This window comes from Lacihabitans soyangensis, from assembly GCF_024343775.1.
GTDB classification, from domain to species: domain Bacteria; phylum Bacteroidota; class Bacteroidia; order Cytophagales; family Spirosomataceae; genus Leadbetterella; species Leadbetterella soyangensis.
The window spans coordinates 45,376-57,503 of record NZ_RJUF01000192.1; the positions used below are offsets into that span (position 1 = coordinate 45,376).

11 protein-coding genes are annotated in these 12,128 nt (G+C 36.9%); 5 read left to right on the top strand and 6 right to left on the bottom strand.

Translation table 11 applies throughout. From position 1 onward, the window contains the following. Positions 1–8: 8 nt before the first annotated feature. Together EGI31_RS22675 and EGI31_RS22680 are read right to left on the bottom strand one after the other, a co-directional pair. The gene (locus EGI31_RS22675) at positions 9–911 is read right to left on the bottom strand and encodes an SMP-30/gluconolactonase/LRE family protein (RefSeq protein WP_255039476.1); all 903 of its coding nucleotides are present in this window, start codon (positions 909–911) and stop codon (positions 9–11) included. A gap of 4 nt (positions 912–915) precedes the next feature. Further along, on the bottom strand, positions 916–2,592 hold the full coding sequence (locus EGI31_RS22680) for an amino acid permease (protein ID WP_255039477.1): 1,677 nt from the start codon (positions 2,590–2,592) through the stop codon (positions 916–918). A 235-nt stretch (positions 2,593–2,827) separates the two neighbouring features. Between EGI31_RS22680 and purH the strand changes: the two genes are divergently transcribed. From purH to EGI31_RS22695, 3 genes are all read left to right on the top strand, one after another. Next, on the top strand, positions 2,828–4,342 hold the full coding sequence (purH, locus tag EGI31_RS22685) for a bifunctional phosphoribosylaminoimidazolecarboxamide formyltransferase/IMP cyclohydrolase (protein ID WP_255039478.1): 1,515 nt from the start codon (positions 2,828–2,830) through the stop codon (positions 4,340–4,342). Positions 4,343–4,544: 202 nt separating this feature from the next. Next, a complete protein-coding gene (locus EGI31_RS22690) occupies positions 4,545–5,939 on the top strand; it encodes an MBL fold metallo-hydrolase RNA specificity domain-containing protein (RefSeq protein WP_255039479.1) in 1,395 nt (464 codons plus the stop codon). Positions 5,940–5,953: 14 nt separating this feature from the next. After that, positions 5,954–6,409 carry a protein-disulfide reductase DsbD domain-containing protein gene (locus EGI31_RS22695; RefSeq protein ID WP_255039480.1) on the top strand — a complete coding sequence of 152 codons (456 nt, stop codon included), beginning with the start codon at positions 5,954–5,956 and terminating at the stop codon, positions 6,407–6,409. Between the two features lie 8 nt (positions 6,410–6,417). On the opposite strand, the gene EGI31_RS22700 is transcribed toward EGI31_RS22695, so the two are convergent. The 3 genes from EGI31_RS22700 to EGI31_RS22710 form a co-directional block, all read right to left on the bottom strand. Then, the gene (locus EGI31_RS22700) at positions 6,418–6,663 is read right to left on the bottom strand and encodes a hypothetical protein (protein ID WP_255039481.1); all 246 of its coding nucleotides are present in this window, start codon (positions 6,661–6,663) and stop codon (positions 6,418–6,420) included. Beyond that, positions 6,660–7,616, bottom strand: a complete 957-nt coding sequence (locus tag EGI31_RS22705; protein WP_255039482.1) for a hypothetical protein — start codon at positions 7,614–7,616, stop codon at positions 6,660–6,662. Before EGI31_RS22705 ends, EGI31_RS22700 begins: the two co-directional genes overlap by 4 nt. 173 nt (positions 7,617–7,789) lie before the next feature. Then, positions 7,790–9,271 carry an ATP-binding cassette domain-containing protein gene (locus tag EGI31_RS22710; protein WP_255039483.1) on the bottom strand — a complete coding sequence of 494 codons (1,482 nt, stop codon included), beginning with the start codon at positions 9,269–9,271 and terminating at the stop codon, positions 7,790–7,792. A 116-nt stretch (positions 9,272–9,387) separates the two neighbouring features. Between EGI31_RS22710 and EGI31_RS22715 the strand changes: the two genes are divergently transcribed. Both EGI31_RS22715 and EGI31_RS22720 read left to right on the top strand, forming a co-directional pair. Next, positions 9,388–10,341, top strand: coding sequence for an N-acetylornithine carbamoyltransferase (locus EGI31_RS22715; protein WP_255039484.1), 954 nt, complete (start codon positions 9,388–9,390; stop codon positions 10,339–10,341). A gap of 434 nt (positions 10,342–10,775) precedes the next feature. After that, on the top strand, positions 10,776–11,339 hold the full coding sequence (locus EGI31_RS22720) for a DJ-1/PfpI family protein (protein WP_255037962.1): 564 nt from the start codon (positions 10,776–10,778) through the stop codon (positions 11,337–11,339). A 77-nt stretch (positions 11,340–11,416) separates the two neighbouring features. Here the strand turns inward: EGI31_RS22720 and EGI31_RS22725 are convergent, their stop codons facing one another. After that, the gene (locus EGI31_RS22725; protein WP_255037963.1) at positions 11,417–12,106 is read right to left on the bottom strand and encodes a hypothetical protein; all 690 of its coding nucleotides are present in this window, start codon (positions 12,104–12,106) and stop codon (positions 11,417–11,419) included. Between the last annotated feature and the right edge of the window lie 22 nt (positions 12,107–12,128).

Sequence of the window (12,128 nt, forward strand, 5' to 3'; positions counted from 1 at the left end):
TCTTGATCTCAATTCACCCCTTTCACATTCATATCTAAAGTGTAAACAGAATCAGAAGCCGTAATAAACAACATTTTACGGTTTTTACCACCAAAACAAATATTGGCCGTCCAACCTGATGGAACAGGAATTTTGGCAATTTGCTTGCCAGTTTTGTCAAAAACTGTAACGCCTCTGCCTGTTAAATAAAGATTTCCTTCTGAGTCGGTCGTCATTCCGTCTGATCCCATACTAGCAAAAAGGGTCCGATTGGTTAATTTCCCTTCACCGCTGATTTCATATCTGTAGGTTTTACTTGCTCCAATATCTGCCACGTAGAGTAATTTGCCATCTCCACTACCAACAATTCCATTCGGTTGTTTAAAGTCTTCATCCATAATAATGGCAGTTTTGGCATCTTTTGGCAAATAATAGAGCCTTCTTTTGTCTATTTCCTGAGTCTTTCTTGTCCAATATTCTCTCGGATAAAAAGGGTCTGTGAAATAAATTCCGCCATTGCTATCTTGCCAAAGGTCGTTTGGTCCATTCAATAGTTTTCCTTCGAAATTATCAAGCAAAACGGTGTGATTTCCCTTTTTGTCAATTGACCACAACTGATTTTTCTCATCAGCACACGACAAAATATTTCCTTTTTTGTCAAAATATAGACCGTTTGAGCGACCCGCATTTTCCAAGAAAACACTCAGTTGGCCTTTGGTATCATATTTCCAAATCCTATTATTGGGCTGATCGGTAAAAAACACATTTCCTTTTTTGTCGACAGCGGGTCCTTCAGTGAATTTAAATTGGTTTGAAACTTTAATGAGTTTGGCACCTTTTTTAACAATATTTAAGGTGTCAAAATCTTGTGCAAAAGCACTCCAACTTGCTAGAGATAAAAGAATTATGAACTTAAATTGTATTTTTTTCATGAAATTAAGCTTTGTTCAGTTTACTGTTTTTGTATCCGTAAAGAAAATAAATGGCGATACCTATTACTACCCAAATAAGGAACATTCTCCAGTTTGACCAACCCAACTCCGTCATTAAATAAAGATTGGTAAGGATGCCCATCACAGGCAGGAGCGAAAATTTGTATTTCAAAGCCATAATTGAAATGGCCAACCAAGCTAGCCAAAAAACAATTATAAGAGGTTTTTCACCTATGTGAGCGAAGACGCCATCTGTATTGTATTTTGTCCAAAATAATGCAGCAAGAAAAGTTATTCCAATGATAAATTTCCCATTGATGTATGGAACCCTGAATTTAGAATTTTTGCTAAGCCCCGTGTGGTCCATGTAAAGTATGCCACAACATACCAAGATAAATGCAAAGAAGGTACCAACGCTGGTAAGGTCAATAAAAAACTGCATGTTCATAAAAAGCGAAGGGATTCCCACAAAAAGGCCGGTGATGATAGTTGCAAAACTTGGGGTCTTATATTTTTTATGAATTTTGGAAAATTTCTTTGGCAACAGACCATCTCTACTCATTACCATCCAGATACGAGGTTGGCCAACTTGATAAGCCAACAAAGCACTAGTGATGGCAACTACGGCACTTACGGATATAATGCCAGCCATCCAATCGAAATTTACCTTTTCGAAAACATAGGCCAATGGATCATTAACTCCCAATTCTTTATAATTTACCATACCAGTCAGCACCAAGGTAATTACGACGTATAATATTGTACAAATCGCCAAAGTAATCAACATCGCTTTGGGCAAATCTCTTTGTGGATCTTTACACTCTTCGGCAGTAGTGGAGATGGAGTCAAAACCTATAAAGGCAAAAAATACAGAAGCTACACTCATCATAACACCCTTCATGCCATTGGGGGCAAAGGGTTTCCAGTTGGCAGTGTCTATGTAAAATACACCTCCGACTATAACCAGTAATATGACTGCCAACTTAATAACCACTAAAATATTTGAGGCATTGCGAGACTCTTTGATGCCGGTATATATCAATGCCGTAATAAGGCCAGTTATAGCTCCAGCAGGTAGGTTGAATATGATTTTTATCCCCGCAAAAGTCGGAGCATCAACGTATGCTTGTGCCAATGCTTTCATATTTGAAGCTATTTCTCCCAAGGTACCATTTGCTGTTGCTTTCTGTACGTCTTGATACGCTAACTTTGCTGTGCCGGCATCAATAGCAAGCCAACGAGGAAAATGTATTCGGAAAATATTTTCCAACATACTCACAAAATATTCGGACCATGAAATGGCCACAACCATGTTAGAAACCGCATATTCAAGAACCAATGCCCAGCCTATAATCCATGCGAAAAGTTCGCCAAAAGACACATAAGCATAGGTATATGCACTGCCGCTCACGGGAACTGTGGAGGCAAATTGAGCATAACTCAAAGCTGTAAAAACACATGCGATGGCAGTAAATACGAATAAAAGCGAAACTGCTGGGCCTCCGTTGAAACTAGCTCGACCAATGGTACTGAAAATACCAGCACCTATGATGGCCGCTATTCCGAACATGGTTAAGTCTCTGACGCCAAGCACTTTTGCTAGGCCGCTACCATGTTCTACAGAATTGACATCTTTGATGGCTTGGTCAATATTTTTTCTACGAAAAAGTGATTTTAACATAGCAATTAGGGTTTATTATTTTGTTGATTTACCAAAAACTAGGGGTTTTTGTTGTAAAAGAATTCATGTAAAATTATTAAAAAAATGCCGCTATGCTAATTTAAAGGTCATTTTATTACAAGTGGTGCGATTTTCCAAAAGTCACAATAAGTTTATCCGGGATTTGAAAAATCGATCTACATTAGCCGTTTAACTTAAAAAGCCGTACTTTTGCACAAAATTTCAAAAAATCAATATGTCAAAGAAAATTGAGTCGGCACTCATTTCGGTGTTTTATAAAGATGGTTTAGACAAGATAGTTAAACTTTTACACGACAATGACGTAAAAATCTATTCAACTGGAGGTACGCAAAGCTTCATTGAAGAAATGGGAATTCCAGTTATTGCAGTTGAAGACTTGACTTCTTATCCTTCTATTTTTGGAGGAAGAGTAAAAACCCTTCACCCTAAAGTTTTTGGAGGGATTTTGCACCGTAGAGACAACGAAGATGACGTAAAAACAGCTGCAGAACTCGAAATCCCGGCTATTGATTTAGTAATTGTTGACCTTTATCCTTTTGAAGAAACAGTAGCTTCGGGTGCTTCCGAGGATGATATTATTGAGAAGATAGACATTGGTGGAATAGCTTTGATTCGTGGAGCAGCTAAAAACTTCCAAGACGTACTCATAGTTTCTTCAAGAACTCAATACGACGATGTTTTTGAAATTCTTTCTGCCAAAAACTGTGGAACTGATTTCGAAGATAGAAAGAGATATGCCAAGTTAGCATTTGGTACAAGCTCACATTACGACTCGGCTATTCATGCCTATTTCGCTGGTATCGAGGACGGCGGAAATTTCAGAGCTTCACAACAAATTCCATTAAGATATGGAGAAAACCCGCATCAATCCGCTAGTTTTTATGGAAATCTAGACGAAATGTTTACGCAATTGCACGGAAAAGAACTTTCGTACAACAACCTTATGGATGTGGATGCCTGCGTGCGTTTGATAGAAGAGTTTGAAGATTTGACATATGTAATAGTAAAACATAACAATGCTTGTGGAGTGGCTACTGCCACAACTTCGAAGCAAGCTTATCTAAATGCTCTATCGTGCGATCCGGTCTCGGCTTTCGGAGGAGTAATTATTACCAACGGCAATGTTGATTTAGCTACGGCGGAGGAGTTACATAAACTTTTCTTCGAAATTCTGATTGCTCCGTCTTTTGATGCCGATGCTTTAGAGATTTTGAAAAAGAAAAAAGACCGCAGATTATTAATCAAAAAAGAAGTAAAAACGTCGAAAAAGCAATTTAGGACTCTTCTGAATGGTGTTTTGGAGCAAGACAAAGACCTTTCGACTGAAAAAACGGCTGACTTTAAAGTCGTAACCAAAAGGGTTCCGACAGATGACCAAAATAAGGCATTAGAGTTTGCATTGAAAATATGTAAACATCTAAAATCCAATAATGTTGTTCTCGCCAAAGACGGTCAATTGCTGGCTAGTGGAGTAGGTCAAACCTCTAGAGTAGATGCCCTAAAACAAGCAATAGACAAAGCCAAAGAATTTGGATTTGATTTAAACGGTTCGGTAATGGCTTCTGAAGCCTTTTTCCCTTTTCCTGACTGTGTAGAAATTGCAGGAAATGTTGGCGTAACAGCAGTTGTTCAACCTGGAGGCTCTATAAAAGATCAGCTGTCAATCGATTACTGTGATGAAAACAACATCGCGATGGTTATGACTGGGGTAAGACATTTTTTACATTGATAAAGTATGGTCAGACCACAGGTAGGACCTGAAGAATGCCAAAACATCTAGAATCGTAAAGCAGAAATTCGAATTCGGATTTCTGCTTTTTTGTATTCATCAAAAACAGATTTTCAGACATGAAATGTCAAATCACCAAACAAATGCTTATTTTGCACAAAAAAGCTGATAGCTAAATGCTAAAAGCCAAAAGCTATAAACAATGAAACTACAATTTTACGGAGCGGCTCAACAAGTTACAGGTAGCAAACATCTTTTAACGACCTCAAAAGGCTCAAAAATACTTTTGGATTGTGGGATGTTTCAAGGTATCGATACTAGCGAAATGAATCTCAATTTTGGGTTTAATCCTGCTGAGGTAGACTATTTGCTGCTTTCTCATGCACACATAGACCACACAGGATTGGTACCAAGGTTGGTAAAAAAGGGTTTTAAAGGCCAGATTTTTTGTACTGCAGCCACCAAAAGTCTCTGCGAAATTATGCTGATGGATTCAGCAAGAATTCAGGAGCGTGACTTAGAGCGTGTAAACAAGCGAAGAAAGAATAGGGGAGAAGACGAATTAGAACTCCTTTATGAAGAAGAAGATGTCAATGAAGCCTTGGCATTATTTAATATCGTGAAATTGAATCAGGCCTTCTACTTGGAATCAGGCGTTAGAATAGAATATTTTAATGCTGGACATATTTTGGGAAGTGCAGGTATTTTGATTCATCTGGAGGAAGAAAATGAAACCAAGAAAATATATTTCACTGGTGATATTGGCCGACCTAACGATAAAATCTTAAGAAGTCCGTCAAGTTTTCCGCAGGTAGATTATTTAATTTGTGAATCAACTTATGGCGATCGTTTGCACGAACCAGAGCTGGATATGAAAGCTCATTTATTAGATTTGGTTCACAAAACTTGCGTAGTAAAGCGTGGCAAACTAATCATTCCGGCCTTTGCGGTGGATAGAACGCAAGAATTGGTCTTTGCATTAGACCAACTTGAGTCTGAAGGTAAATTACCAAGAATCCCCGTTTATGTAGATAGCCCATTGGCTGTTAATGCCACCATGGTCATGAAAAAACATAGGGAAGACTTTAACCCTGATATTCTTAAATACATAGAAAGAGACGGTGATGCATTTGGTTTTGACAATCTCCATTATGTTACCGAAGTAGAGGATTCAAAAGCACTAAATGAGTCGAAAGAACCTTGTATAATTATCTCAGCATCAGGCATGGCCGAGGCAGGAAGAATTAAACATCACATAGCCAATAATGTTGAAGATCCCGATAATACTATCCTGATGGTGGGGTATTGTTCGCCAAATTCTTTGGGTGCTATGCTAAAGACTGGTCAGCCAACTGTCAAAATTTTCGGACAGGAAAAAATCGTAAAGGCCGAAATTGCAGTGATGGATTCTTTTTCGGCTCACGCCGATTATTCAGAGATAATTGAATTGTTGAAGTGCCAAGATCCCTCAAAAGTTAAAAATCTATTTTTAGTTCATGGAGAATACAAAACTCAGCAGGCTTTCAAAGAAAAGCTAAAAGCTGAGGGTTTTAAAAATGTAATAATACCAAGTCAAGCTGAAAGCTTCGCTTTTTAAACAATGTAAAAATAATGCAAAGAGTATTTCTAATAATCGTGACATTGAGTTTCTTTGGTTTTACATCCTTAGAAATTGTAAAACCTGTAAAATGGAGCTTTTCCAGCAATCCTACCAAGGCAAGCGTTGGACAGACGGTCGATTTAATTTTTACTGGAAAAATAGACAAAGGCTGGTATTTGTACAGCTCAGAACTAAAAGTTGAAGGCCCAATGCCCACAGAAGTAGAATTTACGTCCAACGGAACCTTTCAAAAAGTGGGTAAATTGGTACCCGTGAATCCAAAGGAGAAATATGATGAAATTTGGGCTGGAAAAGTAAATTACTTCGTAAAAGAGGCTAAATTTATCCAGAAAGTTAAGATTCTAAAAACTGGTGCGGTGATTGAAGGAAAGATAGTTTGTCAAACTTGTACCGAAAAAGATGGGAAATGTGTGCCAAACAAAGACAAGTTTAGCTTTAAGCTTTAATTGATTCTTTAGGAATTTCCGAGACCAATTACTTTTTGAAGAGTAGCATTGATTTTATCGTATTCCAAAGTCCATCCAAAATTTGTTTCGAGAGATTCTGTGGCTTTATTGTAGGCCAATTGCATTCTAAATTCTCTTATTTTGGTAAGAACAAGCTTAGAATGTTCTTTATCGTTTTTGGAAATAGCCAACTTGGCTTCTTTTACCAAAACTTTGTTTGCTTTATCAATTTTCGGTATTTGGCAAGATTTCATTTTATACTTGAAGGAAAAATTTCTAAATCCTTTACCAATTCTGGGGAAGTCCATTTGCTTCTATCTAGTACCAAAGATTGTATGGCACCACCAGTTGTTTTATATTCATTTTCGGTGGTTTGTGCCACTTCGCTTTCGAAAACCAGAGCCGTTTTTCCTTCTTTTAGTACAATTTTATAAACGTCGTATTTGGCCGAATGGCTGATAATTGGTAGACCAAATTTCTGTTCCAAATCCAAATCGATATATGTACGAATCTCATCAATTTTTGCCCAAAAAGGAGTAAATAAGGAAGGGCCGGCATTTCCTTTTGGAATAATTTTATATAATGTATAACCGCTATTTGCGACTATTTTCTTTGGAATTGAGCTACCACTGATTACTATAGATTCCACAAATTGCGGTGCAGCTGCTTCAGTTTTCATATCTTCAATTATACTTTTTTTCAAATCCGAAGGATTTATCCCGAAGGTTTTGAAGGAGGAAGAATTGCCTAGGCTATCAAAATTAAACCTTAAACTATCGGCCCACCAAGTACGCTTTAAAAATACGATATTTTTATAATTTGTATCGCCGTTTATTTCATTTTTGAGATAGTTAAATCTACTTGGATTTCTGTTTAAAAATGCGGCTGTTTTTCGTAACACCATTGCCATTTTTCTTAAACTATCATCGGCAATACAAACTCTCCAAGCATTCACTAATCCTTTTTCGCCAAAAAAATTCTCCAAAGAGCTTGTAGAGAAATCATTTTTAAAAGTTACTTTTTCTAAAGAATCTCGTAAGTTTTTATCAATTAAATAATTAAGAGAATCAAGGTGGTTGGATGCGTAGTCAAAGCTATCTGTTTTGGAAACTGATATTTTCGAAGTTACCTCAAATACTGCATTTTGACCGGTAACAAATAAACATACTGAAAAATAGGTACTTAATAATAGAATTGCTTTTCGCATTGAATTTTATAAAATGGCTATACGTCAAAATTAGCACATTTCTTACAAATCCCTCACAGATTTAAGAATGTTAGACATGGCTTTAAATTAAGTGCTTATGGTTAGTTCTATTTTTAAAAGGGGATTTAATTAGTGCAATTGCTCTATAAATATAAGGATTTTGCCTTATAAGTTTATACTCTTTTAGGTTCCAATTCCCTCCCCTCAAATAAATCTAACCGCATGTTCACGCAGGCCGGAATTTCGTCCTCATAATGGGTAACAAAAACCAAGGTTTTATTTTGATGAACGGCAATTTCATTCAGAACTGTCCTAAAAAAGACCATTTGGTTATAATCTAAGCCTTGACACGGTTCGTCGAGAATTAGCAATGCGGGATTTTTCACTAAGGCCCTAGCCAAAAATACCAGTCTTTGTTGTCCAAAAGACAATTGATTGAGTTTTCTGTCTTTTACTTCAGCGAGATTAACCAACCTCAAGTATAGTTCGGTTAGCTCCATCTGTTGTTCGGTGAGTTTTTGAAACAGTCCGGCCGAATCAAAAAATCCAGATGCCACCACTTTCCAAACCGTACAGTTTTTGTTGAAATAAAGATGAAGCTCGGGCGACACAAAGCCCATTTTTTTCTTTAAATCCCATATACTTTCACCACTGCCTCGTTTTTTGTCAAAAAGAAACAATTGGTTTTGGTAACATTGTGGATTGTCTCCCGTTATGAGCGATAAGAGCGAGCTTTTTCCCGACCCATTTGACCCCATCAGTGCCCATTTCTCACCGTTTTTAACTTCCCAATTAATATCTTGCAGTACTAGTTTACTGCCGTATTTCACATGGCCATCATTGATTTTTATGGCCGTTTCAAAACTATCAAATTGACGAATAGATAAACTTTCTATTTTCTTCAGAACTTCACCGTCTATACTATAAGATTTGGAGGATTTTGGGACAAAATCAGTTAGTTTTCCTGAAAATAACACTCTGCCTTTTTCCAAAAATAGTGCTTTTTCAAATTTTTCTGGAATATCATGAGCATTCGCGACCAGTATAATTTGAGTTTCTGTAAAGTCCGATAGTAACAACTTTAACTCTGCCCGACTTTTTATGTCTAATCCTGTAAACGGGTTGTCTAAAAGCAATATGTCTGGTTTCTTCAAAAGGGCACTGGCTATTAATGTCCTGCGAGTTTCTCCATTAGATAGTGAAGTGAGTTTTTGATGAAGTAAGTGTTCTAGCTTTAACTTTTGTACAATTAATGCCAGCCAATCCTCCGAATACAGAGGCAGTTTTGTTTCGACAGAGTTTTCATTTATAGTACCGATTGGCACGACCTGATTTTGCAGAACTTCATAGACGGTCGGCCCCAATTCTGCATCTTGAGAATTGAATCTTTGTTGATAATATTGATAAACAGGCCCAACCAATCTGTGAAAACTATAGTCTCGATTTACACTTACTATTTTCTTTGATTTGTCTTTTTCTATTTTGCCTTTACTTGGAAAAACAGAACCAGCTATGGCATCCAAAAATGTACTTTTGCCTGAACCGCTTTCGCCTAAAACCACTAGATTTTCATTGTTTTCACTTTGAAAATTGAAGTCAGAAAGAATGGTAAAGTTGTTTTTAGAAATTTCTACATTTTTGAAAACGACGGACATAATTTATGGTTTTTCGGGGCAAATTAAGAGATTTTTCAATTTTTTCTTTCTCGATGAAGCTTTAAAATTGCTTTAAAGCTACATTTGTTCAATTTTTATCAAGCGTATAACAAGAAATGAAGCATTTTATAAATCTCAATGACGTTTCAGACGTAACCGAACTCGTAAAACTAGGATTAGAACAAAAAGCTAATCCGTTTGCCAATAAACATTTGGGATTAAACAAAACTATAGGGCTTTTGTTTTTCAACTCAAGCTTACGCACGCGTATTTCTACCCAAAAAGCGGCGATGAATCTTGGAATGAACGTCATAGTGATGAATGTTGGGTCGGATTCGTGGCAACTGGAGTTTGAGGATGGCGTCATAATGGATCAGGGAAAAGCCGAACATATCAAAGAAGCGGCAGCGGTTTTGGGTCAATATTGTGATATTATTGCCGTAAGGGCTTTTGCAGAGTTGAAAGACCGTAATGATGACTACAAAGAAACAGTTTTGGAGAGTTTTAGGAAATATGCTGGAGTGCCAATCATCAATTTGGAGTCTGCTACACGACATCCTTGTCAATCTTTGGCCGATTTGATTACCATCGAAGAGCTTAAAACCAAGGAAAAACCGAAAGTAGTACTCACTTGGGCACCGCATTTTAAACCACTTCCTCAGGCGGTGGGCAATTCGTTTGCTGAATGGGTTCTTATGACTGATTATGAATTCGTGATAGCCAATCCTGAAGGATATGATTTATCGCCAGAAATCAGAAAAAATGCTAAAGTCGTCCACTCTCAAGAGGAAGCCTTTGCTGGTGCAGATTTTATTTATGCCAAAAACTGGTCGTCGTATGAGCAATACGGACAAGTACTCACACAAGACCCTTCTTGGAAAATTACGCCAGAAAAAATGGCTCTGACCAACAATGCCAAGTTCATGCATTGTTTGCCTGTTAGACGTGGCCTAAAGGTATCTGACGAAGTTTTGGATGCTGATTACTCAGCTGTTATCCAACAAGCAGGAAACCGCGTTTGGTCTGTACAGGCAGTTATTAAGCAGATTTTGGAGGGATTGGCCGTTTAAATGGCACGCAGATGACGCAGATGCATGCAACACTGATTTTTAAGGATTTTTTATTCCTTTTAGTAGTGTATAAGGGGCTCTACAAGAAGGTATGAGTTTTAAAAAAAATTTCTCATAAAGCTACAGTCTGCCTTAATGTTTTGGGAAGTTTCAGTTGGGACGTGGCTTCGACAGGCTCAGCCTGACAGCGGTTGTCTCCCTGAGCTTGTCGAAGTGTCTCCCTGAGCTTGTCGAAGGGGCGTTTTGTTATATATTTGACATTTTTTATTAGATTGGTTACCCAAAAGTGCCATTGAGTTAGCAAGAGTTGACAACTTTCTAAAAGTTGTCAACTCTTAATATCTAAAACTCCGTTTACCCTATACAATCAACCATTAGCGGAACTTCATTTGGAATTTTTTATATTTGTTCTTTATTCAACCTAATTTAATACAATGTCAAAGAAAGGAAAAATTCTTATTATTACTGGTGATGCTGGCGAAGGTTACGAGTGTTTATATGGCAAACACCGCTTTGAAGAAGCTGGTTATGAGTCTGTTATTGCTGCACCAAGTGTAAAAAGGCTCAATTTGGTCATCCATGATTTTGAGCCGGGCTGGGATACTTATGTTGAAAAACCTGGGTATTTGGTGGAGTCTGACATTGCGTTTGATGATGTAAAAGTTGAAGAATATTTGGCCGTTTTGATTTTGGGTGGAAGAGCACCCGAGTTTTTACGACACAATGATAAAGTGATAGAAATTGTAAGAGCATTTGACAAAGCCGATAAATTTATCTTCTCTATTTGCCATGGAATTCAGATTCTCACGGCCGCTGGTTTGGTTAAAGGCAAAACTGTTACTTGCTACGAAAACGTACGTTTCGAAGTAGAAGCCTGTGGAGGCAATTTTGTAGGTAAAAACGAAGCTGTTAGAGACGGAAGATACGTTTCTGGTCAAACGTGGCAATCGCACCCAGATTTTTATAGAATGGTTTTTGAGTGTTTGGGGGAGGGGTGATAATAATAATAGGTAGTTGATTAGAAGGCCGATGGCATCCAATTCAAAGTCGGAAGACTAAGCATAGTTGAACTAACTTAATATAAGTAAGTGTTATTTATTGGTACCTTTTGCAAGGATATTTGCTTAATGTAAGAATTTTCGATTACCATCAGTTTTCTTTTTACAGCATCGAAAACCAAAACTTTGGCATCACTACTTTTTGCAATATAGTTGTTGGCTGAAATTACAATTATTTTATTGTCTAAAAGTTCAATTTGTCCATTAAACGTTCTTTTGTCAAAGAAATTTAATATTGCAATAGTTAATAAAAACATTGTTGTAGCTACTACGATTACATGCGTATTGAAAACTTTATGCTTCTTATTAGAAAGCCATTTAAAATACACTTTGTCTAAAACTAAGATACCAATTAGTAAAAGCCCGATGATGAACCACAAAACTAAAGAATGAGATATATTAATCACTTTAATAAATATCCATCCGGTACAAAAATATATACCCATGTAGTTATAAGACTTGTCCTCTGATAATTGGTATTTATGAAATCTTTCAATTATGAACATTATCAGTAAAATTATGAATATAAAATCACTGAAAAGCAAGCCCAAGGATTCTCCAATTATATCTTGAATTCCAAAGTACAACCAAATGTCTATTCCTTCAAAAGAATATAAATTCATTATGATAAATGACATTAATATGGTTATTAGAAATGAATACTCTGATAATTTTTTGATAATTTTGGCAATTTCTAGATGCTCCATTGAGATTTTCAGGTTTATTTAC